The sequence below is a fragment of the Lentzea chajnantorensis genome (assembly GCF_054300775.1).
The window spans coordinates 388,401-413,950 of record NZ_JBSDZT010000002.1 but is presented as its reverse complement, the minus strand read 5'-3'; the positions used below and the strand labels follow the sequence as shown (position 1 = coordinate 413,950).

The window sequence follows — 25,550 nt, the reverse complement described above, 5'->3', positions numbered from 1 at the left end:
GGAGGAGTCCGCACACGCCGATCGCCCGTAGGCTGACGAGGTGCTCGCTGTCGTTCCCCCTCCGGTCACGGTCCGCGTCCCGGCCAAGGTCAACCTGCACCTGGCCGTCGGCGACGTGCGACCGGACGGCTACCACGACCTGGTGACCATCTTCCAGGCGCTGTCCCTGGCCGACGAGGTCACCGTCGCCGTCGCGGACGAGCCCGGCGTCGAGGTCCACGGCGAGGGCGCCGACCAGGTGCCCACCGGTGCCGGCAACCTCGCCTGGCGTGCCGTGCGGCTGCTCGCCGCCCACGTCGGCAAGGACCCGGACGACCCCAAGGTCCGCGTCGTGATCCGCAAGGCCATCCCCGTCGCCGGCGGCATGGCCGGTGGCAGCGCGGACGCCGCGGCCACCCTGGTCGGCCTGGCCGCGCTGTGGCGGCTGGAGATCAGCCGCGACGAGCTGGCCGAGCTGGCCGCGAAGCTCGGCGCCGACGTCCCGTTCTGCCTCTACGGCGGTACCGCGCTCGGCACCGGCCGCGGCGAGCGGATCGTGCCGGTGCTGGCCCGCCACCAGTTCCACTGGGTGCTGGCGTTCGACCGGCGCGGACTGTCCACGCCGGACGTGTTCGACGAGCTCGACCGGCTGCGCACCGAGGGCGACCCGCCCCGCGTCGGCGCGGTCGAGGCGGTGCTGGAGGGCCTGTCCTCCGGTGACCCGCGCCAGCTCGCGCTGCTGCTGGGCAACGACCTGCAGGCCGCCGCCGTCTCGCTGCGGCCGAACCTGCGCCGCACGTTGCGCGCGGGCGTCGACGCGGGCGCGCTGGCCGGCATCGTGTCCGGTTCAGGCCCCACGACGGCGTTCCTGTGCGAGGACAACGACACGGCCGTGCGCGTCGCCGCCGAGCTCGCGGGCGCGGGTGTGTGCCGGACCGTGCGCGTCGCACAGGGCCCGGTGCCCGGTGCGCGGGTGATCACGACCGAGGAACCGAAGCCCACCCCTCCCGAGGTCCACGCCTGACTCCCGCCCTCCGTTTTCCGCATCTCGGAACTCACGCGGGGAGCTTTCGTACCCTCTACGAGTACGCAAGCTCCCCGCGTGCACTTCGGGGGTACGTAGGGTCCCCGCGTGCACCTAGGGGGTACGTAGGGTCCCCGCGTGCACTTCGGGGGTTACGTGGGGTCCCCGCGTGCGGTCGGGGAGCGGGGGCGTTGGCGGTGCTGGGTAGCCTTCACCGGGCAGTTTCTTACGAGTCGTGAGGTTTTGATGGCCAACCTGGTCAACCTGGAGTCCGTGTCGAAGTCGTTCAGCGTCCGGCCGCTGCTCGACGGCGTGTCGCTCGGCGTCAACGAGGGCGACCGCATCGGCGTCGTCGGCCTGAACGGCGGCGGCAAGACGACGCTGCTCGAGGTGCTGGCCGGGGTCGAACCCGCCGACGACGGCCGGGTGTCGCGCTCGCGCGATCTGCGGATGGCGGTCGTGACGCAGCGGACCGAGCTGCCGGAGGGGTCGACCGTGCGCAACGCGGTCATCGACCCGCTCGGCTTCGACGCCGAGCACGAGTGGGCCTCCGACGCGCGCGTCCGATCCATTTTGGACGGACTCGGCATCACGGCGCTGGGCCTGGACTCCGTGGTGTCCACGATGTCCGGTGGCGAACGGCGCCGGGTCGCGCTCGCGGCCGCGTTGATCCAGGACCTCGAGCTGCTCGTGCTGGACGAACCCACGAACCACCTCGACGTCGAGGGCGTGCGGTGGCTCGCCGAGCACCTGCTGGCCCGCAAGTGCGCGCTCGTCGTCGTCACCCACGACCGGTGGTTCCTCGACACCGTCTGCAACCGCACGTGGGAGGTGGTGCAGGGCAAGGTCGAGCAGTACGAGGGCGGGTACGCCGACTGGATCTTCGCGCGCGCCGAGCGGCAGCGGCTCGCGGACGCGGCCGAGGAGAAGCGGCAGAACCTGGCCCGCAAGGAGCTCGCGTGGCTGCGCCGGGGCGCGCCCGCCCGCACGTCGAAGCCGCGCTACCGCATCGAGGCCGCCGAGGCGCTGATCGCGGACGTGCCGCCGGTGCGCGACACCGTCGAGCTCGTCGCGTTCGCGAAGAAGCGGCTGGGCCGCACGGTGGTCGAGGTCGAGGACGTCACACTGTCCATTCCGGACCGTGTGCTGGTGCGCGACCTGACGTGGCGGATCGGGCCCGGCGAGCGGATCGGCCTGGTCGGCGTCAACGGCTCCGGCAAGACGACGCTGCTGCGGCTGCTGGCCGGTGAGCGCGCACCCGAGACGGGCAAGCGGATCCAGGGTCAGACCGTGAAGATCGCGCACCTCTCCCAGGAGCTGCTCGACCTCAACGGGTCCATGCGCGTGCTGGAGGCGATCGAGGAGGTCGCACGCCGGGTCGTGCTCGGCAAGTACGAGATGTCCGCGTCCCAGCTGGGCGAGCGGTTCGGGTTCTCGTCGCAGAAGCAGTGGACGCCGGTGTCGGACCTGTCCGGTGGCGAGCGGCGGCGGTTGCAGCTGTGCCGGCTGCTGATGGCCGAACCGAACGTGCTGCTGCTCGACGAGCCGACCAACGACCTCGACATCGACACGTTGCAGCAGCTGGAGGACCTGCTCGACTCGTGGCCGGGCACGCTGGTCGTGATCTCGCACGACCGGTACCTCGTCGAGCGCGTGTGCGACAAGGTCGTGGCGCTGTTCGGCGACGGCGGCCTGACCGACCTGCCCGGCGGCATCGAGGAGTACCTGCGGCGCCGCGACTCGGTGCGCGACCGGCAGTCGGCCGCTCCCGCGGCGGAGAAGGCCCCGTCGAACGCCGCGGACCAGCGTGCCGCCCGCAAGGAGCTGGCCCGGCTGGAACGGCGGCTGGAGCAGCTGCACAAGAAGGAGGCCGAGCTGCACGCGGCGCTCGCCGAGGCGGCCACCGACCCCGACCGGCTGCTGAAGCTCGACGCCGAGCTGAAGTCCGTGCTGGCCGAGGAGTCCGACGTCGAGGCCGCCTGGATGGAAGCCGCCGAGGCCGTCGAGGGCTGACCCAAACCGAACGGAATCCTTACGGGCGCTGCCGGAGGCTCGCCAGCCGGTCCCGCACGGCACCAGACTCACCGGTGATCCACTGCGAACGGATGGAGAGTGCGGATCCCATGGGTGTGAAGGTGTTGTGGAGCAGGCGGATCGTCGCGGCGGCCAGTGTGCTGGCGGCGACCGGGGCGTTGACCCTGGCCGGTGCCGGCACCGCCGCGGCGGCCGACACGCTGCGCTACAGCGTGTGCATCAGCAAGGGCAGCAGCGCCAGGGCCCAGATCGTGTTCCTCGGGTCGCACGGCGCGTCGGGTGAGGCGGCTCCCGGGTACTGCGCGTCGGTCGACAAGGGACGCGGCCTGCTGTTCAAGGTCAGGACGCGGACGTTGTCCGGCCAGTGGAAGGAAGACGGCAAGTTCTACAGCTCGGCCGACAAGCACCCGTGCGTGACGGCTTGGAGCCGCAACGGCGGCACGGACACCGCGTACGGCATCAGCTACTTCTCCTCGCCCAACTCCCTGTGCGGCTGAGGGCATCTGCAAGTACCACCAACTGCGAGTCGGTAGTACTTGCAGACGCCGGCAGCAACAGGGGTCAGCGGCCTCGGCGGCGCAGTTCGTCGGCCAGCTGGGGCAGCAGCTCGTCGATGAACGACGTGTCGTAGCCCTGACCGGTCAGCAGCGCGTAGCTGAAGCGGGTCTTCACGACCTCCTCGGAGGTCGCCCCCAGCATGCCGTCGAGCGCGACGCCGATCTCCTCCAGCACCCGGTCGACCTGCGCGGTGCGGTAGCCGCGCTGGCCGGACGCCGCCTGCGGGATGCGCAGCTGGCGCAGGTCCTTCCACGACTTCACCTGCGGCATGCTGCGCACCGGCCCGGAGAGCTGCTGCTCGATCTGGGCGAGGAACGCGTCCACCTCGGTCTCGTCGTACCCGCGGCGGCCGATCAGCGGACGGGAGAAGCGGACGTCGCGGACGTCCTTGCCCGTCAGGTTGTCCTGCCCCAGCAGGGTCGCCTCGATGCGGTCGAGGAAAGCGTCCACCTGGGACTCCTGGTAACCGCGGCGGCCGCGGGGAGGGCGGTGGAACGCGACGTTGCGGATGTCCTTCGCGGTGAGCTTCCCGTCCGCAACGGCCTCGGGGCGCGGCGAGGCGGGCAGTGCGGCCTGTGGCTGCACCGGCGGGGGCAGCTGCGGACGTGGTGCCGCCGGGGGCTTCGGTGCGGGCTGCTGCCGCGGCGGCGGTCCCTGGAGCAGCGGGCGCTGCTGCGGCAACCGCGCCGTCGGAGGGGCCGCGGGTGCGGGCGGGGGAGCGGTCTCGAACATGAGCACGACCAGGTCGAGGAAGGTGTCGACGTCCTCGGAGTCGTAGCCGAACGTGCCGGGAGCGGTCTCACCGAACACCGCGTCCTGCACCTGCTGGGCGGTCAGGTTGTCCTCGCCGCGCAGGGTGGCCTCGATGCGGTCGAGGAACGCGTCGATCTGGCCCTCGTGGTACCCGCGGGTCCCCGGTCTGGGCTTGTGGAAGCGCACGGCGGCAACGTCGTCGGGGGACAGTCGCACCGCGGGCCTGAGCGCCTGCGACGTGGCGTGCGCACCCTGGGCCGGTGCGGCGGCCTGCTGGCGTTGCGGAGTGGACCGCAGCGTGTCCGCCACCAGCTCCATGAACACGTTGACCTCGTTCACGTCATAACCCGGATCACGGGTCGCCGTGCGGAACCTGACGTTCAGCACGTCCTCGCGCGTGAGGATGTCCTTGCTGCGCATGGTGTCCTCGACCCGGTCGAGAAATGCGTCCACCTCAGCCGCGTCGTAGCCGCGCCGCCCCTGCGGGGGGCGGTGGAACGCGACGAGCGCCACGTCCTGCGCGGAGAGCAGAGGTGCCGGATGCGCGGGCAGACGATGCTGCGCTCCGGGGCCGCCCCGATCCACCAATGACCTCCTCCTGCGTACCTGTACTCGGGAGTATCGCGTTTCGCGTGGCACAACGTTTCGCCCTGATGGACCAAAGACCGCCACTACGATCACGAACATGAGTCAGTTCGTGGATGTGATGCTGGCGACGGCCGCAAACGGCAGGGACAGGGGCATGACGACGGGGGAACCCGCCGCGCCCGTCCGCCGGACCTGGGCCGAGGTGCACGAACGCGCCCGGCGGGTGGCCGGTGCGCTCGACGTGGCGCCGGGCACCGCGATCGCAGTGCTCGCCGCCGAACCCGCCGCCATCGCCCCGGCCGTGCAGGCCGCGTGGCTGTGCGGCGGCAGCGTCACGATGTTGCATCAACCCACACCGCGCACCGACCTGGCCGAGTGGGCCGAGGACACGGTGCGGGTGCTCGCCATGATCGACTCGCGGCTGGTGCTGCTCGGCAGCCCGTTCGACGCGCTGGCCCCCGTGCTGGAGCAGCACGGGATCGCCTACCGGAAGCTGTCCGAGCTCGACGGCGAGCCGATCGAAAACCCTGTTCCCACCCCCGAGGATGCCACCGCACTGCTGCAGTTGACCAGTGGTTCCACGGCCGACCCGAAGGCCGTGCGGATCACCCACCGCAACCTCATGTCGAACGCGCTCGGAATGCGCGAGGCAGCGGCGCTGGACCCCGAGTCCGACGTGATGGTGTCGTGGCTGCCGCTGTTCCACGACATGGGGATGGTCGGCTTCCTGACCGTGCCGATGCTGTTCGGCCTGGAGCTCGTGAAGGTCACGCCGGTCGACTTCCTGGCCCGCCCCACCCTGTGGGCGGACCTCATCACCCGCCACCGGGGCACGATCACCGCCGCGCCGAACTTCGCCTACGCGATCGTGGCCCGCCGCCTGGCGTCCTCGTCCGACTCGTTCGACCTGTCGACCCTGCGCCTGGCGCTCAACGGCGCCGAGCCGATCGACCCGGCCGCCGTGAAGTCGTTCATCGACGCCGGTGCCCGCTTCGGCCTGCGCCCGGAGTCGATCCTCGCCGCCTACGGCATGGCCGAGACCACACTGGGCGTCGCCTTCGCACCGCTGGACACCGGCCTGGAAGTAGACGTCGTCGACGCCGACGAGCTGGAGGCCTCGCGCCAAGCCGTGCCGTCCGAGACGGGCCGCGCCTACCCGCTGCTGGGCCCGCCGCTGCCCGGCCTGGAACTGCGGGTCGTCACCGACACCGGTCAGGTCATGGGCCTGCGCGGCGTCGGCGAGATCCAGCTCCGCGGCGACGCCGTCACCCCCGGCTACCTGACCGTGGACGGTCCACTGGCGACGCAGGACGCCGAGGGCTGGCTGTCCACCGGCGACCTTGGCTACGTCGTCGAGGACGGCCAGGTCGTCGTCTGCGGCCGCCGCAAGGACGTCATCATCATGGGCGGCCGCAACATCTACCCCACCGACGTGGAACGCGCCGCGTGCTCCGTCGAGGGCGTGCGCGCGGGCAACGCGGTCGCCGTGCGGCTGGACGCCGGAACCCAGCGCGAACGCTTCGCCGTGGTCGTCGAGTCGAAGCTCGCCGGCGACGCGGACGCGGAGAAGGTGCTGGTCAAGGAGATCACGGCCCGCGTGGTCGACGCGGTCGGGTTGCGGCCGTTCTCCGTCGTGGTGCAGCCGCCGGGGACGTTGCCGAAGACGCCGTCGGGCAAGCTGCGGCGGTCCGCGGCGGCCGCACTGGTCTAGTAGAGGTCATCGAGTTCGTCGAGTCGCCTGCGCAGCTCCCGCGCGCTCGTGCGGGGGAGCGCGCAGGCGACGGCGTCGAGGAGGTCGCGGGCCCTGAACGGATCTTCTTCCGGGTAGTGGTCCCACTCCCACGGCGTCTCGTCCATCCACCGGTGCCGTGCCGGAGAGGCGAGCCAGCTGGTCCAGACGCGGAGCGCGAGCTCGACCGAGCCGGGGCCGAGGTAGTTGCGGGAGCGTTCGACGCGGCCCAGGTCGGCGAGGAGCCGGCCGGACAAGCCCTTGAGCACGTCGGGACGGCGCTTACGCGGCATGGCCCTTTCGGTTGGTCATGCGCTCAGCGCACGGCTCAGTGGAAGGCGTTTTGCGCCGCTTCCAGGCCCTTCGAGATGAGGGCCTCCGTCGCGTCCGCCGCCCGGTCGATCTCCAGGGCGAGCTGCTTGCGTTCGACGGTGGAGAAGTCCTTCAGCACGTAGTCGGCGGGGTCCATGCGGCCCGGCGGGCGGTCCACGCCGAAGCGCACGCGGTGGTAGTCCTTGGTGCCCAACGACTTCGTGATGGAGCGGAGTCCGTTGTGGCCGTTGTCGCCGCCGCCGAGCTTCATCCTGACCGCGGCGAACGGGAGGTCGAGCTCGTCGTGGACGACGACGATCAGGCCCGGCTTGTAGAACTTCGCCGCGCTGGAGACGGGGCCGCCGGAGAGGTTCATGAAGCTGCGCGGCTTGGCGAGGACGACGCGGCGGCCGGACAGGCGGCCTTCGACGACCTCGGCGCCGGACTTGTGGGCCTTGAACTTGCCGCCGACGCGGGCGGCCAGCTCGTCGAGGACGAGGAAGCCGATGTTGTGGCGGTTGCCCTCGTACTTCGGGCCCGGGTTGCCCAGGCCGACGATCAGCGCGAGGCCGTCTCGGGCGAACTCATCGTCCACGGAAGCGCAGCTCCTGCTCGATCTCGTCCAGCAACGTGTCCACGGCCTGCACCTGGTACCCGCGACCCAGCAGACCGGACGTGGTGCTGAACCGGGTGTTGCGGACCTCGGTGGAGGTCATCGCGCCCCTGCCGTCCAGGTTGGCCGCGGCACGGGCGAGGAAGGCGTCGACCTCGACGCGATCGTAGCCGGTGCTCGACCTGGGGATCTTGCGCGCCGTCAGGTCCGCGCCGGTGTTCAGGCCGGTCGGCGGCACGATGCCGGCGCGGACCTGGAACTCCAGCAGGTGCAGCAGCTCGTCCACGGCCTGCGGGTCGTAGCCGTTGGGCACCGCGGCGAACCGGACGGTCTGCACGTGCTCGGGGTTGAGGCGCATCCGGCCGGCCAGCGCGTCGGCGATGATCAGCAGGAACTCGTTCACCTGGCCGGGGTCGTAGCCCTGGCGCTTGCGGCGGAACGTGCGACCGCGGATCTCGGCCGGACTCAGGTACTGCAACGGCGCGCCTCCCCCCTCGTGAGGGGGTGGCGCGCCGTGTGTCCGGCCCGACGTGATGGGGCTCAGCTCTCCTCGGTGGCCTCGGCCGGGGTTGCAGCGGTGTCGTCGCCCTCCATCTGAGCCGCGGACGGCGCCTCGTTGACGGCGACGACGAGAGCGTCGGCGTCGGTGATCAGGGCGGCGCCTTCCGGCAGCGTCAGGTCGCTGGCGTGGATCTGCGTGCCCGCGGCGACGTCGGCGATCGACAGCTCGATCTGCTCCGGGATGTTCATCGCGTCGGACTCGATCTGGATCGTGCTGAGGTCCTGCGTCAGCAGCGTGCCCGAAGCGGGCTCGCCCGAGATGACCAGCGGCACCTCGACGGTGACCTTCTCGCCGCGCTGGACGAGCAGCAGGTCGACGTGCTCGATGTAGTTCTTGATGGGGTGCGTGGTGACGGTCTTCGTCAGCGCCAGCTCACTACCGCCGTTGAGGGCGAGGGTGAGGACGGCGTTCTGACCGTGCTCGCGGACGACACGGGCGAACTCGAGCGCCGGCAGGGCCAGGTGCTTCGGGTCGGAACCGTGGCCGTAGAGGACCGCGGGGATCTTGCCGGCGCGACGGGTACGGCGGGCGGCGCCCTTGCCGAATTCGGTGCGCTGCTCAGCGGCGAGACGAACCTCGGACACGGTGGGGTACTCCTTACAAGTCTGGCCTTGTACGTCGGGGCGGTGCACAAGTATCAGCGGTTGAGGCTTGGGGTGGTGGCCAGCGGCGGCGAGCAGCGCGGAAACGGTCAACACGCGCGGCATCAAGCCACCGCGTCGATCACGCCGAGCTGTGGAGCTCGCCCTCGCCGAGGCAACCCGACCAGTGTAGGTGAGTGGCGTCGACAGGCCTAATCGGGGGGTCCTCGCGAACGCACGCGGGGACCTTTCGTACTCCCAGACGGTACGAAAGGTCCCCGCGTGCGGTCAAAGAACGGAGGTCAGGCGTTGCCGTCGAACAGCGAGGTGACGGAGCCGTCCTCGAAGACCTCCTGGATCACGCGCGCGAGCAGCGGCGCGATGGACAGCACGGTCATGTTCGGGAACCGCTTCTCCGCCGGGATCGGCAGGGTGTCGGTGAACACGACCTCGCGGGCACCCGAGTCCTGCAGGCGCTGGGTGGCAGGGCCGGAGAGGATGCCGTGCGTCGCGGCGATGACCACGTCGGCGGCACCCTCGCTGAGCAGCTGCTTCACGGCGCCGGCGATGGTGCCGCCGGTGTCGACCATGTCGTCGATCACGATGCAGAGGCGGCCCTCGACCTTGCCGACCACGCGGTTCGAGACGACCTCGTTGGGTCGCAGCGGGTCGCGGGTCTTGTGGATGAACGCGATCGGCGCGCCGCCGAGCGTGTCCGCCCACTTCTCGGCCAGCTTGGTGCGGCCGGCGTCGGGGGAGACGACGGTGAGCTCGTGGCCCGCGTACTTGCCGCGGATGTGGTCCGCGAGCAGCGGCATGGCCCACAGGTGGTCGACCGGGCCGTCGAAGAAGCCCTGGATCTGGGCCGTGTGCAGGTCGACCGAGACGAGGCGGTCGGCGCCGGCGGTCTTGAACATGTCCGCGATGAGGCGGGCGGAGATGGGCTCGCGGCCGCGGTGCTTCTTGTCCTGCCTGCCGTAGGGGTAGTACGGCAGGATCACGGTGATGCGCTTGGCCGAGGCGCGCTTCAGGGCGTCGACCATGATCAGCTGTTCCATCAGCCACTGGTTGATGGGCGCGGTGTGCGACTGGATCACGAAGGCGTCGCAGCCGCGGACCGACTCCTCGAAGCGGACGAAGATCTCGCCGTTCGCGAAGTCGTAGGCCTGCTGCGGGGTCACGGTGACGTTGAGGTGCTTCGCGACCTCTTCCGTCAGCTCCGGGTAGGCACGCCCTCCGAAGAGCATCAGGTTCTTCTTCGGTGTGCCGGGCATCTGCGGGTTCACGGTCAGCGACCCTCCTCAGTCTTCTCGGAATTCTGCTGCGCGAGTGCCGCGGCAGCTGCCTGGGCGGCTGCCGTGCCCTCGCGCCGGCTGATGACCCAGCCTTCGAGGTTGCGCTGTGGGCCGCCGGACACGGCGAGCGCGCCCGGTGGGACGTTGCGGCGCAGGACCGTGCCCGCGCCGGTGTAAGCACCATCGCCCACCGTCACCGGCGCTACGAACATGTTGTCCGAGCCGGTGCGGCAGTGGGATCCGACGATCGTGCGGTGCTTGTTCACCCCGTCGTAGTTGACGGTTACCGATGCTGCACCGATGTTGCTGTGATCACCGATCGTGGCGTCACCGATGTAGGACAGGTGGGGGATCTTCGAACCCTCGCCGATCGTCGAGTTCTTCGTCTCGACGAACGTGCCGATCTTGCCCTTGACCCCCAGAGACGTGCCGGGGCGCAGGTAGGCGAACGGGCCGACGCTCGCGCGCTCGCCGATGACCGAGTCGCTGCCGTGCGTGCGCACGACCGACGCGCCGTCGCCCACCGTGACGCCGGACAGCGTGGTGTCCGGGCCGACCACGGCACCGGCGCCGATCACCGTGCCCGCGCGGAGCTGCACGTTCGGCTCGATCAGCGCGTCCTGGCCGATCCGCACGTCCGCGTCCACCCACGCCGAGGACGGGTCGACGAACGTGACGCCGGAGCGCAGGTGGCCCTCGACGATCCTGCGGTTCATCTCGGCGCCCACGGCGGCCAGCTGCACGCGGTCGTTGATGCCCTCGACCAGCCAGCGGTCGGACGCGACCAGCGCGCCGACCCGCAGGCCGTCGCCGCGGGCGATGCCGAGCACGTCGGTCAGGTACAGCTCGCCCTGGGCGTTGTCGGTCGACAGCCGCGACAGGCCGTCGCGCAGCACGGCGGCGTCGAACGCGTACACGCCCGAGTTGATCTCGGTGATCAGCCGCTCGGTCGCGGAGGCGTCCTTCTGCTCCACGATGCCCTGCACGGTCCCGTCGGGGTCGCGCACGATCCGGCCGTACCCGGTGGGGTCGTCCACCACGGCGGTCAGCACGGTCACGGCGTTGCCGGCGGCCGAGTGCTCGGCCAGCAGGGCCCTGAACGTCCCGGTGTCGAGCAGCGGGACGTCGCCGTAGCTCACGATCACGGTCCCGCCCAGGTCGTGGGGCAGCTCCGCCAGACCGCAGGAGACCGCGTGCCCGGTGCCCTTCTGCTCGGCCTGCACGGCGACGGTGACCTTGCGGCCCAGCGCGCCGGACAGCGCCTCCAGGTGCTCGGTGACCGCTTCACGGCCGTGTCCGACGACGACGGCCAGGTGGTCGGGGTCTGTGCCCGCCGCCGCACGCACCGCGTGTTCGACGAGAGACCGTCCGGCGATCCGGTGCAGCACCTTCGGCGTGGACGACCGCATGCGGGTGCCTTCCCCGGCGGCGAGCACGACCGTGCTGACAGGGCCTTCGAGCATCAATGCTCTCCCTAACAGGCTGGGTGGTTCGAAGTCCGCGGACCAGCCTAAGCCTCCGCGGAGGGCTCCCCCGCCACGGCCGCGACCCGGCAGCCGCCCTGGCGCTTCGCCACGTACATCGCCGAGTCGGCCCTCGACAGGGCCTGGTTGGCGGATTCACGCGGGCGCAGCGAGATGACGCCGACCGACAGCGTCACCCCGCGGGAGAGGTCGATTGGCAGGCCTGCCACCGCATCCACCGCCCGTCCGAGCGCGGCCTCCGCGGCGTGCAGGGGTGCTCCCGGCAGCAGCACCACGAACTCGTCGCCGCCGTAGCGGGCCACCATGTCGTCGCCGCGCAGGGCCTGGCGGAGTGTGCTGGCAATCACCCGAAGAACATCATCACCCTCGGCGTGGGAATGCCGGTCGTTCACGCCCTTGAACCCGTCGAGGTCCACCAGCGCGACCGAGAACGGGTAGACCTCGCCCGAGATGAGCTCGCGCATCTTGTCGTCGAGCGCGCGCCGGTTCGGCAGCCCGGTCAACGGGTCCTGCAACGCCTGCTGCGCGATCGCACCGTGGGTGCGCGTCAGCCGTTCGTGTTCACGTCGCGTCGTCAGCGTGGCGACCCGCGACTCGCGCATCTGCCAGAGCTCCAGCTCCAGCGCCGCGTTGTAGGCCTCCAAAGCGGACGTCGTGTGTGGACCGCAGAGGTGCGCGTACTCGCGTTCGAGCGACAGCAACAGCGACGGTTCCGACGTGTCGTGCTCCATCTGCGTGCGGGTGTCGCCGAGCACCTTCAGCGCGTCGTCCAGCCGGTTGGCCTCGACCAGGCACCGGGCCAGCGCTATCGCGACGATGATCAGCTCCCGCGCGTACATCGACAGCCCGCGCAGCGACCACAGCCGGTCGAGGTGGTCCTCGCTCGGGCGGGTCAGCGCCTGCGCGGCACCGAGGATCGGCACCTGCTCGGCGGCGTCGAGGTCGCGCCGGCCGGGGTGCAGCGACTGCCGGAACGGCACCTCCGCGGCCTCGGCGAGTCCGGCGGCGACCCGGAACTGCTCATCGGCCTCCTGCCGGAAGTTCACCCGTTCGAGGCGCAGGCCCCAGCCGATCCGCAACCGCGTGCGGTTCACCAGGTGCACGTAGATCTGGTGCGGCTGGCCGCTCTCCCACAGCGCGTTGTGCGCGCGGGCCAGCACGTCGTCGGCCATCTCGTAGACGCCCAGCTGGGTCAGCACCAGCGCGATGTCCTGCAACGTCGTGGCCAGCAGCTGGTCCCACGTGCGCTTGTCGAAGACCGGGTCGGGCTCCGGCTCCTCGTCGAGCATCATCGCGAGCGCCGCCGCGATCTCGGTGAGCGCCTTGTCCTCGGCGTTGCCCAGCAGGAACCGGCGGCCGCGCAACGCCCGCGCGTCCGCCTCCAGCACGATCAGGCCGTGCCGGCGGCAGTGCGCGAGCATCTCGTCGAGCTGCGGGTCCGACATGTCGACCAGGCCGGGCGTGACCAGCCGGACCACGGCGGCGGCGCGCAGCAGCTGCGCGACGATGCGGGGCTCACCGCGGCCCTGCGCCTCGGCCAGGATGTGGTCGATCTCGTTGGCCGCGTCGAGCTGCGCGGCGAGGTGGCTGCTCTGGGCCACGGCGACGAGCTCGCTCGCGCGGCCCACCAGCCACGCGTCGGACATCTCGTGGTGGCGGCGGCCCACGTTGCCCTGCTCGTCGACCGTCTCCTCGGGCAGCTCCGCACCTCCTGAAGACCCACGCGAACCAGTGTCCAGCTCCGCCACCAGGATTCGAACCTGGACCATCGGAACCAAAATCCGAGGTGCTGCCTTTACACCATGGCGGAACGGACGAGCCGGAGCCCGTCCTGCGCACATGTTGTCACGAGACCCGCTCCGCTTGTCCAACCACCACTCGACCGGCCGTGGCGGTGATCCGCCGCGAGATCACCGCCGCACGCCGATCGTGCTGGTCAGGAAGTCGCCGAGCTCCCTGCGGTACGTGTCCGGCGCCACATTCCATCCCGAAGTGTGGTCGGCGCCGGGGATCTCCACGTACCGCAGCGGCCACCCGAGACCGCCCGCCGCGGCGGCGAGGTCGCGTGACGACTGCGCGGGCACGGTGCCGTCCGCGGTGCCGTGGAAGACCAGCGTCGGGGGCTTGACCGCCGGCGGGTTGCGGACCAGGTCGAAGCGGTCGAAGTCGAGGTCGGCGCGCCAGCCGGAGACCAGCTCGGCGACCGGTGTGAGCCACGTGGGCACGCCCCGGTTGCGCGCCTGCAGGTCCAGCGTCTTCGACCAGCTGGTGACGGGGGAGTCGAGCACGACCCCGCTGACCGCGGCGGCCGTGCCGGAGCGGGCCAGGGTCTGCCCGACGATCGCGCCGCCCATCGACCAGCCGTAGAGCACGACCTCCCGCGCGCCCCTGCCCTGCGCGTACCGGATGGCCGCCTCGACGTCGCGCCACTCGGTGTCACCCAGGTGGTAGAAGCCGTCGGGGGAGGCGGGGGCGCCCGCGTCGTTGCGGTAGGTGATCAGCAGGACGGGCAGCCCGGCGCTGTGCAACTGCGGAACCACGCGCAGCGCCTCCTCCCGCGACGCGCCGCGGCCGTGCACGGTGACGACCCACGTGTCGCTGTTCTCGGCCGGCACCAGCCACGCGGGCATCTCGCCGAGCTCACCGGGTACCCGGACCTCGCTGTAGGTCAGGCCCAGCGTGGTCCTGGGGTCGCCCTCGTAGACGTCGGTCTCGATGCGCACCCGCGTGCCCTCCGGCGGCGCGGTGCCCTCCAGCAGCGGGCGTTCGACGCGGCCGTTCCGCGTCGCGGCCACGTCGCCGACCTTGGCGCTGCCGCCCGGCCAGACGAGGCCGAACGTGCCGGCCAGGGTGGACAGCCTCGACTCGGCCAGCACGACGGTGTCGCCGTCCCCGCCGAGGGAGGTCTCCGGGTACCGCTGCGGCACCTCGGCCGGTACCAGCAGCTCATCGCTGTAGTACCAGCCGATGCCGCCCAGCGCCGCCGTGACCAGCAGGAGAAGGGACAGCAGCGTGGCTGCGGTGATCCGGATGATCTTGCGTCTGGCCATGGCCAGATCATCCACCGCCGCGGGCCGGACCGTGAGCCCGGCCACGTACGCTGGCTCGGTGGCACGGGTCAGGATGACGGGCGGGGAACGCCGCGAGCAGCTCCTGGACGTCTCCCGCTCCCTGTTCGCCGAGAAGGGCTTCGAGGCCACCTCGGTCGAGGAGATCGCGCACCGCGCCGGCGTCTCGAAACCGGTCGTCTACGAGCACTTCGGCGGCAAGGAGGGCATCTACGCCGTCATCGTCGACCGCGAGATGCGCCGCCTGATGGACCTGATCAGCACCGCGCTGGTGGTCGGCAGCCACCCGCGTGAGCTGCTCGAACAGGCCGCCTGCGCGTTGCTCGACTACATCGAGGGCTCGACCGACGGGTTCCGCATCCTGGTGCGCGACTCGCCCGTCGCCTCCACCTCCGGCACGTTCTCGTCGCTGCTGAACGACATCGCCTCGCAGGTCGAGCACATCCTCGCCCTGCACTTCGCGGAACGGGGCTACGACCGCGGGCTCGCGGGGCTGTACGCGCAGTCGCTGGTCGGGATGGTCGCGCTGACCGGGCAGTGGTGGCTGGAGGCGCGCAGGCCGAAGAAGGACGAGGTGGCGGCGCACCTGGTCAACCTCGCCTGGAACGGCCTGTCGGCGCTGGAGCACGAGCCCCGGCTGCGGTCCCGTTCCTGAGAGGGCGAAACGGAACGGGCCCCGCGCAGCGATGTCCCGGGTGGACGCACCGCGCCGTACGTCGAGGGGTCGAGCGGCACGGCGGTGGCCACGTGGTGGAGAGGGCCCGCGGTGCTGCGGGCCCTAGGCGGCCCCGGTGAGCTTGAGCAGCTTGTCGCCCGACCCGTTCGACGTCGTGACGTAGAGCGCCCCGTCGGGTGAGGTGCGGGCGGCGCGCAGCCGGCCGTACCGGTCGTTCAGCTCCTCGGGGATGCTGACGTCCCGCACCTTCCCGGCCTCGTCGAGGGTGAACAGCAGCAGCTTCGAGCCCTTCAACGCGGTGATCGCGAGCTTGCCGCCCCAGAACGCCGCCTGGCAGATCGCCTCCGTCGGCGACCCGGACGACCACACCGCGGGCACCGCGTCCGGGAACCGCTGCAGGTCGGTCATCGGCACGGACTCGTCGTACCCGCCCTGCGTGCCGCCCTTGGACGGGTCCCACCCGTAGTTGCCGCCCGCCTTCAGCAGGTTGACCTCGTCGTCGACCGACGGCCCGTGCTCGCTGGAGAACACCTGGTCCGTGCCCGGCCGGAACGCGACGCCCTGCACGTTGCGGTGCCCGAAGCTGTGGACCCGCCGCTCGTTGGCGTCGGCCGACGACTCGAACGGGTTGCCCTTGGCGCCCTCGCCGGTCTCGGGGTCGATCCGCAGCACCTTGCCGCCCAGGCTGGTCCGGTCCTGCGGGTTGCGCCCCTGCGCGACGTCACCGGTGGCCACCCACATCGCACCGTCCGGCCCGAGCGTCGGCCGGCACCCGGAGTGCCGCCCGCTGGAGTTCGACGGCATGCCGGTGAGCAGGTCCTTCGCCTTCGTCGCCTTGGTGCCGTCGAGCCGGTACGTCACCAGCCGGACGTCCCCGGTCGTGTTGTAGCAGGTGGTGAAGCGCTGCCCGTCCGGGTGGACGACGAGGCCCATCAGGCCGCCCTCGCCGCGCGCCTGCAGGTCGGTCAGGTCGATGTCGACCGGCGTGACCTGGCCGTTCTTGACGAGCTTGAGCGTGCCGGGGCGTTCGGTGACGAGCACAGAGCCGTCCGGCAGGAAGCCGAGGTCCCAGGCGTGCTGGAACCCGCCCGCGACCTCCTCCACCCGGAGGCCCTGCGGCGCGGGGGCCTTCGACGGCGCGGTGCCGCCCGGTTCGGGGGAGGAGCAGGCGGCGAGGGCCAGGACCGAGACAGCAGCAACGAGTGCGCGCATGTCCCAACTATGCGTTTTGTGCCGTTGCGGCGCCGTAAGGCCGCTCGATCGGCAGCAGAGCGCGTGCCGTGTCGTCGTCGTTCGCGCGGACCGCCGCGTGCACCTCGCGCGCAAGGCCGGTCACGTCCGTGATGCTGACCGTCCACTCGGTGATCCACACGGCCGGCACCCGCTCCAGCTTGAACGGCGGCACGAACCGTTGCGCCGCAACGGCCGGACCGGCGATCGCGGGCGAGCAGGCCTGGTGGACCACGATGGTCTGGTCGTCGAAGCCAGCCCTGATCCGTCTCTTCCCCGCGCACCCAGCGTGACCGCTCGACCCCCGCCGGAGCCACCCGATGAGTGGTCGCGGAACGGGCTATGGTGGGCAGCCGAGACCCCTCGCCCCAGGCAGGGGTCTGTCTGGCGTCTCCCACTCGACGGGGTTTGGAAATCATGCCGCTGCTCGGCCTGCTCGACGGTGTCCTGCCCGACAAGGCCCTCCGCACGTTGATCGACTCCGCCGGTGTGCCCGAGCTGGCGCTCGACGGCCCGCTGGCCGCCCGCCCGCTCGTGGCCGCCGCGCTGTCCACCGTCCGGCCCGTCCTGGCCGTCACCGCGACCGGCCGCGAGGCCGAGGAGCTCACCAACGTCGTCCGCGACCTCATCGGCCACGACCGGGTCGCGTTCTTCCCGAGCTGGGAGACGTTGCCGCACGAGCGGCTCAGCCCGCGCGCGGACACCGTCGGCGCGCGGCTGCAGGCGCTGCGCAGGCTCAGGCACCCCGAGGGCAACCCGATCAAGGTGCTGGTCACGACGGTCCGCAGCCTCATCCAGCCGATGGCGCCCGGCCTGGGCGACCTCAGGCCGGTGCACCTGGTGGTCGGCGAGGAGCAGGACTTCGCCGAGCTCGTCACGCGGCTGGCCGAGAACGCCTACACCCGCGTCGACATGGTCGAGAAGCGCGGCGAGTACGCCACCCGCGGCGGCATCCTCGACATCTTCCCGCCCACCGCCGAGCACCCCTACCGCGTCGAGTTCTGGGGCGACGAGGTCAGCGAGATCCGGCCGTTCTCCGTGCAGGACCAGCGGTCGCTGCCCGAGGAGGTGCAGGAGTTCGTCGCGCCGCCGTGCCGTGAGCTGCTGCTGACCGACGACGTGCGGCACCGCGCGGCCGAGCTGGCGCAGGAGCACCGGTCGGACGCGCACCTGGCGGAGATGCTGGAGAAGATCTCCGGCGGCATCGCGGTCGAGGGCATGGAGGCGTTGATCCCCGCGCTGTGCCCCGGCGAGCTGCAGATGCTCACGGACGTGGTGCCCAGGGGCACGCACGTGCTGCTCAACGACCCGGAGAAGATCCGCGCCCGCGCCGCCGACCTGGTGCGCACCGGCCAGGAGTTCCTGGAGGCGTCGTGGATGGCGGCCGCGGGCGGCGGCAAGGCGCCGATCGACCTCGGGCGCAGCGCGTACCAGGGGATCGGTGAGGTCTCCGAGAGCGCGCGGGCCGGCGACCGTCCGTGGTGGACGCTCAGCCGGCTCACCACCGACGCCACCGACGTGGTGCACCTCGACGTCAAGCCGGTCGAGGCCTACTCCGGCGACGTCGAGCGGGCGTTCGCGGACCTCAAGGCGCACACGGCGACCGGCGGCGCGGCCGTGCTCGTCGTGCCCGGCGCCGGCACCGCGCACCGGGCCGAGGAACGGCTCAAGGAGGCCGAGGTCCCGGCCGTCTGCGTCGAGTCCCTCGACGAGGCGCCGAAGGCAGGCCTGGTCACGGTCGTGCGCGGTGCGCTCGAGGACGGCTTCGTGCTGCCGGACCTCGCGCTGGTCGTGCTGACCGAGACCGACCTGACCGGTGGCCGCGGCGGCACGTCCACGAAGGACATGCGCAAGATGCCGTCCAAGCGGCGCAACGCGGTCGACCCGCTGGCGCTCAAGGCCGGCGACTTCGTCGTGCACGAGCAGCACGGCATCGGCAAGTACGTGGAGATGGTCCAGCGCACCGTCGCCGGAGCGACCCGCGAGTACCTGGTGCTGGAGTACGCGTCGTCCAAGCGCGGTCAGCCCGGCGACCGGCTGTTCGTGCCGACCGACCAGCTCGACGAGGTCAGCCGGTACGTCGGCGGTGAGCTGCCCACGCTCAACAAGCTCGGCGGCAGCGACTGGAAGAACACGAAGTCCAAGGCGCGCAAGGCGGTCAAGCAGATCGCGGCCGAGCTGGTGCAGCTCTACGCGGCCCGGCAGTCGGCGCCCGGCCACGCGTTCGCGAGCGACACGCCGTGGCAGCGCGAGCTGGAGGACGCGTTCGCGTTCACCGAGACGCAGGACCAGATGGCCGCGATCGACGAGGTCAAGGCCGACATGGAGCGCGGCGTGCCGATGGACCGCGTCATCTGCGGTGACGTCGGCTACGGCAAGACGGAGATCGCGGTGCGCGCGGCGTTCAAGGCCGTGCAGGACGGCAAGCAGGTCGCGGTGCTGGTGCCGACGACGCTGCTGGCCCAGCAGCACCTCAACACGTTCTCCGAGCGCATGCGCCAGTTCCCGGTGAACATCAAGGGCCTGTCCCGCTTCACCGACCCGCAGGAGTCCGAGCAGACCGTCGCGGGCCTCGCGGACGGCGCGGTCGACATCGTCATCGGCACGCACCGGCTGCTGCAGAAGACAGTGCGGTACAAGGACCTCGGCCTCGTGATCGTCGACGAGGAGCAGCGGTTCGGCGTGGAGCACAAGGAGCACATCAAGGCGCTGCGCACGCACGTCGACGTGCTGACCATGTCCGCGACGCCCATCCCGCGCACCCTGGAGATGTCGCTCGCCGGCATCCGCGAGATGTCGACGATCCTCACCCCGCCGGAGGAGCGGCACCCGATCCTCACCTACGTCGGCGCGTACGACGACAAGCAGGTCGGTGCCGCGATCCGCCGCGAGCTGCTGCGCGACGGCCAGGTCTTCTTCGTGCACAACCGGGTCTCGTCGATCGAGAAGGCCGCGCGCCGCATCCGCGAGCTGGTCCCGGAGGCGCGGGTCGTCACCGCGCACGGCCAGATGAACGAGGACAAGCTCGAAAAGATCATCCAGGGCTTCTGGGAACGCGAGTTCGACGTCCTCGTCTGCACCACGATCGTCGAGACCGGTCTCGACATCTCCAACGCCAACACGCTGATCGTCGAGCGCGGCGACCTGCTCGGCCTCGCCCAGCTGCACCAGCTGCGCGGTCGCGTCGGCCGCGGCCGCGAACGCGGGTACGCGTACTTCCTCTACCCGCCCGAGACGCCGCTGACCGAGACCGCGCACGACCGGCTCGCGACGATCGCGCAGAACACCGAGCTGGGAGCCGGCATGGCGGTCGCCATGAAGGACCTGGAGATCCGCGGCGCCGGCAACATCCTCGGCGCCGAGCAGTCCGGTCACATCGCGGGCGTCGGCTTCGACCTGTACGTGCGCCTGGTCGGCGAGGCGGTCGAGGCGTTCCGCAAGCACGCGGGCGCCGACGGCGGTGCCGAGGAGGAGGAGCTCGCCGAGGTGCGGGTGGACCTCCCGGTCGACGCGCACATCCCGCACGACTACGTGCCCGGCGAACGGCTGCGGCTGGAGGCCTACCGCAAGATCGCGGCCGCCGCCGACGAGGCCGCGCTCCAGTCCGTCTGGGACGAGCTCAAGGACCGCTACGGCACGCCGCCGGAGCCGGTCGAGCGCCTGCTCGGCGTGGCCAGGCTGCGGCACACCTGTCGCCGCCACGGGGTCACCGAGGTGATCGCGATGGGCCAGAACATCCGGTTCGCGAAGCTGGAGCTGCTCGACTCGCAGCTCGTCCGGCTGCGCCGGCTGTTCCCCAAGGCCGTCTACAAGCAGGCGGTGGGCACGGTCACCGTGCCTAGGCCGACGGAGGGAGCGGCGGGCGGCCGGATGGGCGCACCGCAGCTGCGGGACCAGGAGCTGCTCGACTGGTGTGGCGCGTTCCTCGGCTCTCTGGCGGGGACTCCCGTGACCGGAGTCACCACGGCGTGAGAGGCTGATCCCCGTGAGCACTGTTCTGAAGCGTTTCTCGCTGGTCGGTGTTGCTGTGGCCCTGCTGGCCACCGGATGCGCCGCCGGGCCCGCGAAGGCCGGTTCGGCCGCGATCGTCGGAGGTCAGGCGATCGATCTGAAGACCGTCCAGGATCGCACCATCACGGTGCTCAAGAAGGAACCCGCCGCCCAGCAGATGCAGGACCAGGGCAAGCTGGACCAGGTCTCGCGGCTCGTGCTGGCCGACGAGATCACCCACAAGATCGCCGAGTACGCCGGGCAGCGCGAGAACATCTCGGTCGACGAGACCAAGGTGTACGACGCGATCCAGGAGCGCGGCGGTCCGGAGGAGGCGGCCAAGCAGAGCGAGCAGGACGCCACCACGATCCACCGCCGCCAGCGCGACGCGATGATCATGGGTGAGCTGGCCCGCCGCAACCTCTCCACCCTCCAGATCACGATCGACTTCTTCCAGGTCAAGGACCCGAAGGAAGCCAAGGACAAGGCCAGGGAGGCCGCGGCGGACCCGGCGAAGTTCGCCAGGTTCGTGCAGGAGGCACCGCGCACCTCCAGCGGTCAGCAGGCCTCGGCCACGAACCAGAAGGTCCGCGTCTCCGAGAACGCCTCGCTCGTGCACACCATGCTGTGGGGCGTGAAGCCCGGCACGGTCGTCGCGTTCCCCGCCGACGAGCAGCAGGCCAGCTGGATGGTCGCGCTGGTCAAGGAGCGCACCACGGTCCCGGCGACGCCGGGCGAGGACGAGCTGGCCGACCGGATGGACCCGCGGCTGCTCGCGGCGTTCGGCCTGCGGATCGCCCAGTTCCACGCGGCCGACCTCGACATCGAGGTCAACCCCCGCTACGGCGTGTGGGACCCGACCGGTGCCACCGTCGTCGGCAAGGCCGGCGAGCAGGCCGGTTTCGTCGGCGTGAGCGCGAACCAGAAGAAGTCTTGATCACCGTCGTCGTCCTCAGCGAGCGGCTCGGCGCCGTGCTCCCCGCTGCCGCCCTGCCCGCGTTGCGCACGGCCACCGCCGTGTACGCGGGCGAGGGCGTGCCGGTGGAGTCCTGGTCGGCGTACGGCGTCGACGGGGCTGCTCCCGAGGTGCCGGAAGACGGTGCCGTGGTGCTGACGACCTCCGCCGCCGCCTACCCCGGCTCCACCGTGATCACCACGCCGGAGCCGCTGGGTGCCGGGCTGCTCGACGCGGCCGCGGTGATGCACCGGCTGCGGTCGCCCGGCGGGTGCCCGTGGGACGCCGAGCAGGACCACGACTCGCTGCGCCAGTACCTGGTCGAGGAGACGTTCGAGCTGCTCGAAGCCATCGAGGACGGCGACAGGGCAGCGATGCGCGAAGAGCTCGGCGACGTGCTGCTGCAGGTGCTGTTCCACGCGCGCGTCGCGGCGGAGCACGCGGAGGACCCGTTCGACATCGACGCGGTGGCCGCCGAGCTGGTCGCGAAGCTGGTCGGCCGGCACCCGCACGTGTTCGAGGGCCACGACCCGGCCGTGCACGACGCGACCTCGCAGGAGCACCGCTGGGAGGAGCTCAAGCAGGCCGAGAAGCGCCGCGAGTCCAGTGTGGACGGTGTGGCGCTCGGTCAGCCGGCGGTCGCGCTCGCCGCGAAGCTGGTGCAGCGCACCGGACGCGCCGGTCTCCCGGTCGACCTGCTGCCCGAAGGCGACGACACGGGCACGACGTTGTTCGCCGTGACCGCACTGGCCAGGCTCGCCGGTGAGGACCCGGAGACGGAGCTGCGCCAGGTGTGCAGGCAGTTCGCCGCCAGGGTGCGGGATGCCGAAGCGAAAGCACGGGCCGAAGGTCTGGAATCTGTGACAGCGGAGGACTGGCGTCGCTTTTGGCCCTCCTGAACCGGTGACGGTGGGCTAACGTCGATCACGTGACTTACCTGCGGTATCCGCACCTTCGCGGTGACTTGGTGACGTTCGTGGCCGAGGACGACGTGTGGCTCGCCCCCGTCGGCGGAGGAAGGGCCTGGCGCGCGTCCGCCGACCAGGTACCCGTCCGCTCGCCGCGGTTCTCGCCCGACGGCACCCAGCTGGCCTGGGCCAGCTGGATCGACGGGGCCCCCGAGGTGCGGGTGGCCCCTGTGGACGGTGGCCCCGCACGCCGGTTGACGCATTTCGGCGTCGCCCGCACGGCGGTGTCGGGCTGGACGCCGGACGGCCGGGTGGTCGCCGTCTCGACGACCGGTCAGATGTCCCGGCACCGCAAGCAGGCCTGGGCCGTGCCGCTCGACGGCGAACCGCCAGAGCTGCTGCCGTTCGGGTGGGTCAACGACGTCTCGTTCGGCCCGGACGGGCAGGTCGTCACCTCGTCCAGCTACATGCAGGACCCCTCCTACTGGAAGCGGTACCGCGGCGGCACCGCCGGGAAGCTGTGGGTGGACGAGGCGGGCGACGGCGAGTTCGCCCGCATCCTGGCGGACCTGAAGTCGCCGCTGACGAACCCGATGTGGGTGGACGGGCGGATCGCGTTCCTGTCCGACCACGACGGCGTCGGCAGCGTGTACTCGGTGGCGCCGGACGGCACGGACCTGCGGCGCCACACCGAGCTGGAGTTCTACGCCCGCAACGCCTCCACCGACGGTTCACGGGTGATCTTCCACTCCGCCGGTGAGCTGTGGCTGCTGGAGGGCCTGGCGGAGCTGCGCAAGCTCGACATCCGGCTGGGCGGGCCGCGCACCGGCCTGCAGCAGCACCACGTCAAGGCCTCCGGCAACGTCGACTCGTTCAGCGTCGACCACACCGGCCGCGCGTCCGCCGTCGAGGTGCGCGGTTCCGTGCACTGGGTGACGCACCGCGACGGCCCCGTGCGCGCGTTGGCCGAACGCTCCGACGTGCGCGCGCGGCTGCCGAAGGTCCTCGGCGAGACGGGCCACGTGGTGTGGGTGACCGACGTCGAGGGCGAGGAGGCGCTGGAGATCGCGCCCGTCGGCGGCGTCGAGCCCGGCAACACCGCCCGCCGCGTCGCGTCCGGTCAGCTCGGCCGGGTGCTGTCGCTGGTCGCCGCGCCGGACGGGTCGCGCGTGGCGGTCGGGACGCACGACGGCCGGTTGCTGCTGGTGGACATCGCCTCCGGCGAGGTGCGGGAGGTCGTCTCCGGCGCCAACGCGAACGTGAGCAACCTGGCGTTCTCGCCCGACTCTGCGTGGCTCGCGTGGTCGCACCCCGGCCCCACGCCGTTGCGGCACATCAAGATGGCGAACGTGACGGACCTGTCGGTCGTGGACGTGACGCCGCTGCGGTTCGCCGACTTCTCGCCGGCCTTCACCGAGGACGGCAAGCACCTGGCGTTCCTGTCGGTCCGGACGTTCGACCCGGTCTACGACGCGCACGTCTTCGACCTGTCGTTCCCGACCGGCTGCCGCCCGTACCTGGTGCCGCTGGCCGCGACGACGCCGTCACCGTTCGCCCCGACGCGCGGCGGCCGTCCCGTGGACGACGAGGACGACGACAAGGACTCCTCGGACGACGACGACAAGCCCCCGGTGTCGAAGGTCGACATCGACGGCCTGGCCGGCCGCGTGGTGCCGGTGCCCGTGCCCGGTGCGGAGTACTCGGGCCTGCGCGCGGCCCGCGGCGGCCTGCTGTGGCTGCGCCGTCCGTTGCTCGGGGTGCTCGGCGACAACCTGGCCACCCCGGACGCCCGCCCGCCGCGCACGGTGCTGGAGCGGTTCGACTTCGCGAAGCAGAAGACCGAGTGCCTGGCCGACAGCGCGGACGCGTTCGCGGTGTCCGGTGACGGCCGCCGGATGGTCGTCGAGGACCGCGGTGACCTGCGCGTCGTGCCGACCGACAGCAAGGCCGACGAGGACTCGGCCGACTACGTCGAGATCGACCTGGCGCGGGTGCGCGTGGTCGTCGACCCGGCGCTCGAATGGGCGCAGATGTACGCCGAGAACGGCCGTCTCATGCGCGACAACTTCTGGCGCACCGACATGGGCGGCGTCGACTGGCAGGGCGAGCTCGACCGCTACCGCCCGCTGGTCGAGAAGCTCGGCAGCCACGACGACCTCGTCGACCTGCTGTGGGAGGTGCAGGGCGAGCTCGGCACGTCCCACGCCTACGTCTGGGGCTCGGCGCACCACGTGCCGACGTCCCGCCGCCAGGGCCTGCTCGGTGCCGACCTGGAACGCGTTGACGGCTCCTGGCTCGTGCGCCGGGTGATCCCCGGCGAGACCTCCGACCCGCACGCCCGTTCACCGCTGACGGCGCCAGGGGTGGCCGTGCGCGCGGGCGACGCCATCGTGGCCGTGGACGGTCGTCCGGTCGGACTGGGCGGCCCCGCGCCGTTGCTGGTGGGCACGGCGGGCAAGCCCGTCGAACTGACCGTGCGCCCCGGTGGTGGTGGCGAACTGCGTCGGGTCGTGGTCGTGCCGTTGGCCGATGAGGAGCCGTTGCGCTACCACGACTGGGTGGCCGGCCGACGCGCATTCGTGCACGAGAAGTCCGGCGGTCGCGTCGGCTACCTGCACGTTCCGGACATGATGGGCGCGGGCTGGGCCCAGCTGCACCGCGACCTGCGCGTGGAGCTGACCCGCGAGGCCCTGGTGCTGGACGTCCGCGAGAACGGCGGCGGCCACACCTCCCAGCTCGTGATCGAGAAGCTCGGCCGCAAGGTCATCGGCTGGTCCGTCGCCCGCGGCTACACCGCGTCCGAGAGCTACCCCCAGGACGCCCCGCGCGGCCCGGTCGTGGCGGTGGCCGACGAGTTCGCGGGCTCCGACGGCGACATCGTGAACGTGGCCATCAAGGAGCTGGGCATCGGCCCGGTCATCGGCGTCCGCACGTGGGGCGGCGTGATCGGCATCGACATGCGCTACTCCCTGGTCGACGGCACGATGGTCACCCAGCCGAGGTACGCGTCGTACTTCAACGGCCACGGCTGGGACGTCGAGAACTACGGCGTCGACCCGGACATCGAGGTGGTCATGACCCCCGCGGACCGCGTTTCCGGCCGCGACCCCCAACTCGAACGCGCCGTCTCCCTCGCTCTGGAAAGGCTTTCGTCTTCACCGGCAGCTCACGCTCCGGAGTTGCCGCCTCTCGCGTGAGTACACCATCGTGT

20 protein-coding genes and 1 tRNA gene are annotated in these 25,550 nt (G+C 71.4%); 9 read left to right on the top strand and 12 right to left on the bottom strand.

The window, feature by feature from the left end; all coding sequences use genetic code 11:
- Window positions 1-40 precede the first annotated feature (40 nt).
- The 3 genes from ACVDFE_RS02510 (at window position 41) to ACVDFE_RS02500 (ending at window position 3,534) form a co-directional block, all read left to right on the top strand.
- The gene (locus ACVDFE_RS02510; protein WP_360385849.1) at window positions 41-1,003 is read left to right on the top strand and encodes a 4-(cytidine 5'-diphospho)-2-C-methyl-D-erythritol kinase; all 963 of its coding nucleotides are present in this window, start codon (window positions 41-43) and stop codon (window positions 1,001-1,003) included.
- 246 nt (window positions 1,004-1,249) lie between these two features.
- Entirely contained in the window at window positions 1,250-3,016 is a 1,767-nt protein-coding gene (locus ACVDFE_RS02505) for an ABC-F family ATP-binding cassette domain-containing protein (protein WP_360385851.1), read from the top strand.
- 110 nt (window positions 3,017-3,126) lie between these two features.
- Complete coding sequence (locus tag ACVDFE_RS02500; RefSeq protein WP_458429447.1) at window positions 3,127-3,534, top strand: hypothetical protein; 408 nt, start codon at window positions 3,127-3,129, stop codon at window positions 3,532-3,534.
- 64 nt (window positions 3,535-3,598) lie between these two features.
- Here the strand turns inward: ACVDFE_RS02500 and ACVDFE_RS02495 are convergent, their stop codons facing one another.
- A complete protein-coding gene (locus tag ACVDFE_RS02495) occupies window positions 3,599-4,933 on the bottom strand; it encodes a DivIVA domain-containing protein (RefSeq protein WP_458429446.1) in 1,335 nt (444 codons plus the stop codon).
- 100 nt (window positions 4,934-5,033) lie between these two features.
- Here ACVDFE_RS02495 and ACVDFE_RS02490 point away from each other — a divergent pair, with 100 nt between their 5' ends.
- Complete coding sequence (locus ACVDFE_RS02490; RefSeq protein WP_458429445.1) at window positions 5,034-6,647, top strand: fatty acyl-AMP ligase; 1,614 nt, start codon at window positions 5,034-5,036, stop codon at window positions 6,645-6,647.
- Here the strand turns inward: ACVDFE_RS02490 and ACVDFE_RS02485 are convergent.
- The 9 genes from ACVDFE_RS02485 to ACVDFE_RS02445 form a co-directional block, all read right to left on the bottom strand.
- On the bottom strand, window positions 6,644-6,958 hold the full coding sequence (locus ACVDFE_RS02485) for a hypothetical protein (protein ID WP_458429444.1): 315 nt from the start codon (window positions 6,956-6,958) through the stop codon (window positions 6,644-6,646). The two genes, ACVDFE_RS02490 and ACVDFE_RS02485, sit on opposite strands and share 4 nt — an antisense overlap.
- Before the next feature lie 35 nt (window positions 6,959-6,993).
- Window positions 6,994-7,572 carry an aminoacyl-tRNA hydrolase gene (gene pth / locus ACVDFE_RS02480; protein ID WP_458429443.1) on the bottom strand — a complete coding sequence of 193 codons (579 nt, stop codon included), beginning with the start codon at window positions 7,570-7,572 and terminating at the stop codon, window positions 6,994-6,996.
- A complete protein-coding gene (locus ACVDFE_RS02475; protein WP_360385861.1) occupies window positions 7,562-8,068 on the bottom strand; it encodes a DivIVA domain-containing protein in 507 nt (168 codons plus the stop codon). Before ACVDFE_RS02475 ends, pth begins: the two co-directional genes overlap by 11 nt.
- A 62-nt stretch (window positions 8,069-8,130) precedes the next feature.
- The gene (locus ACVDFE_RS02470) at window positions 8,131-8,736 is read right to left on the bottom strand and encodes a 50S ribosomal protein L25/general stress protein Ctc (protein ID WP_458434253.1); all 606 of its coding nucleotides are present in this window, start codon (window positions 8,734-8,736) and stop codon (window positions 8,131-8,133) included.
- Window positions 8,737-9,035: 299 nt separating this feature from the next.
- Window positions 9,036-10,007: a ribose-phosphate diphosphokinase gene (locus ACVDFE_RS02465; RefSeq protein ID WP_360386664.1), complete on the bottom strand. Its 972-nt coding sequence runs from the start codon at window positions 10,005-10,007 to the stop codon at window positions 9,036-9,038.
- 14 nt (window positions 10,008-10,021) lie between these two features.
- A complete protein-coding gene (gene glmU / locus ACVDFE_RS02460) occupies window positions 10,022-11,491 on the bottom strand; it encodes a bifunctional UDP-N-acetylglucosamine diphosphorylase/glucosamine-1-phosphate N-acetyltransferase GlmU (RefSeq protein WP_458429442.1) in 1,470 nt (489 codons plus the stop codon).
- 47 nt (window positions 11,492-11,538) lie between these two features.
- Entirely contained in the window at window positions 11,539-13,281 is a 1,743-nt protein-coding gene (locus tag ACVDFE_RS02455) for a GGDEF domain-containing protein (protein ID WP_360385867.1), read from the bottom strand.
- Window positions 13,252-13,322, bottom strand: a tRNA-Gln gene (locus ACVDFE_RS02450). The genes ACVDFE_RS02455 and ACVDFE_RS02450 overlap by 30 nt, the downstream gene beginning before the upstream one ends.
- Before the next feature lie 100 nt (window positions 13,323-13,422).
- The gene (locus ACVDFE_RS02445) at window positions 13,423-14,562 is read right to left on the bottom strand and encodes an alpha/beta hydrolase family protein (protein WP_458429441.1); all 1,140 of its coding nucleotides are present in this window, start codon (window positions 14,560-14,562) and stop codon (window positions 13,423-13,425) included.
- A gap of 73 nt (window positions 14,563-14,635) precedes the next feature.
- Between ACVDFE_RS02445 and ACVDFE_RS02440 the strand changes: the two genes are divergently transcribed.
- On the top strand, window positions 14,636-15,235 hold the full coding sequence (locus tag ACVDFE_RS02440) for a TetR family transcriptional regulator (protein ID WP_458434252.1): 600 nt from the start codon (window positions 14,636-14,638) through the stop codon (window positions 15,233-15,235).
- 123 nt (window positions 15,236-15,358) lie between these two features.
- On the opposite strand, the gene ACVDFE_RS02435 is transcribed toward ACVDFE_RS02440, so the two are convergent.
- Together ACVDFE_RS02435 and ACVDFE_RS02430 are read right to left on the bottom strand one after the other, a co-directional pair.
- The gene (locus tag ACVDFE_RS02435; protein ID WP_458429440.1) at window positions 15,359-16,468 is read right to left on the bottom strand and encodes a PQQ-dependent sugar dehydrogenase; all 1,110 of its coding nucleotides are present in this window, start codon (window positions 16,466-16,468) and stop codon (window positions 15,359-15,361) included.
- 7 nt (window positions 16,469-16,475) lie between these two features.
- Window positions 16,476-16,751, bottom strand: coding sequence for a DUF4291 family protein (locus tag ACVDFE_RS02430; RefSeq protein ID WP_458434251.1), 276 nt, complete (start codon window positions 16,749-16,751; stop codon window positions 16,476-16,478).
- Between the two features lie 152 nt (window positions 16,752-16,903).
- Here ACVDFE_RS02430 and mfd point away from each other — a divergent pair, with 152 nt between their 5' ends.
- From mfd to ACVDFE_RS02410, 4 genes are all read left to right on the top strand, one after another.
- On the top strand, window positions 16,904-20,458 hold the full coding sequence (gene mfd / locus ACVDFE_RS02425) for a transcription-repair coupling factor (protein ID WP_458429439.1): 3,555 nt from the start codon (window positions 16,904-16,906) through the stop codon (window positions 20,456-20,458).
- A 13-nt stretch (window positions 20,459-20,471) separates the two neighbouring features.
- On the top strand, window positions 20,472-21,413 hold the full coding sequence (locus ACVDFE_RS02420; protein WP_360385875.1) for a hypothetical protein: 942 nt from the start codon (window positions 20,472-20,474) through the stop codon (window positions 21,411-21,413).
- Entirely contained in the window at window positions 21,410-22,330 is a 921-nt protein-coding gene (locus tag ACVDFE_RS02415; protein ID WP_458429438.1) for a MazG family protein, read from the top strand. The genes ACVDFE_RS02420 and ACVDFE_RS02415 overlap by 4 nt, the downstream gene beginning before the upstream one ends.
- Window positions 22,331-22,398: 68 nt before the next feature.
- The gene (locus ACVDFE_RS02410; protein WP_458429437.1) at window positions 22,399-25,536 is read left to right on the top strand and encodes a S41 family peptidase; all 3,138 of its coding nucleotides are present in this window, start codon (window positions 22,399-22,401) and stop codon (window positions 25,534-25,536) included.
- The last annotated feature ends 14 nt before the right edge of the window (window positions 25,537-25,550 follow it).

Coding starts and splice junctions, on each gene's coding strand:
- mfd (WP_458429439.1), top strand. CDS start 16,904: ATGCCGCTGCTCGGCCTGCTCGACGGTGTCCTGCCCGACAAGGCCCTC.
- ACVDFE_RS02490 (WP_458429445.1), top strand. CDS start 5,034: ATGAGTCAGTTCGTGGATGTGATGCTGGCGACGGCCGCAAACGGCAGG.
- ACVDFE_RS02435 (WP_458429440.1), bottom strand. CDS start 16,468: ATGCGCGCACTCGTTGCTGCTGTCTCGGTCCTGGCCCTCGCCGCCTGC.
- ACVDFE_RS02455 (WP_360385867.1), bottom strand. CDS start 13,281: ATGGTCCAGGTTCGAATCCTGGTGGCGGAGCTGGACACTGGTTCGCGT.
- glmU (WP_458429442.1), bottom strand. CDS start 11,491: ATGCTCGAAGGCCCTGTCAGCACGGTCGTGCTCGCCGCCGGGGAAGGC.
- ACVDFE_RS02505 (WP_360385851.1), top strand. CDS start 1,250: ATGGCCAACCTGGTCAACCTGGAGTCCGTGTCGAAGTCGTTCAGCGTC.
- ACVDFE_RS02500 (WP_458429447.1), top strand. CDS start 3,127: ATGGGTGTGAAGGTGTTGTGGAGCAGGCGGATCGTCGCGGCGGCCAGT.
- ACVDFE_RS02485 (WP_458429444.1), bottom strand. CDS start 6,958: ATGCCGCGTAAGCGCCGTCCCGACGTGCTCAAGGGCTTGTCCGGCCGG.
- ACVDFE_RS02465 (WP_360386664.1), bottom strand. CDS start 10,007: ATGCCCGGCACACCGAAGAAGAACCTGATGCTCTTCGGAGGGCGTGCC.
- ACVDFE_RS02440 (WP_458434252.1), top strand. CDS start 14,636: ATGACGGGCGGGGAACGCCGCGAGCAGCTCCTGGACGTCTCCCGCTCC.
- ACVDFE_RS02445 (WP_458429441.1), bottom strand. CDS start 14,562: ATGGCCAGACGCAAGATCATCCGGATCACCGCAGCCACGCTGCTGTCC.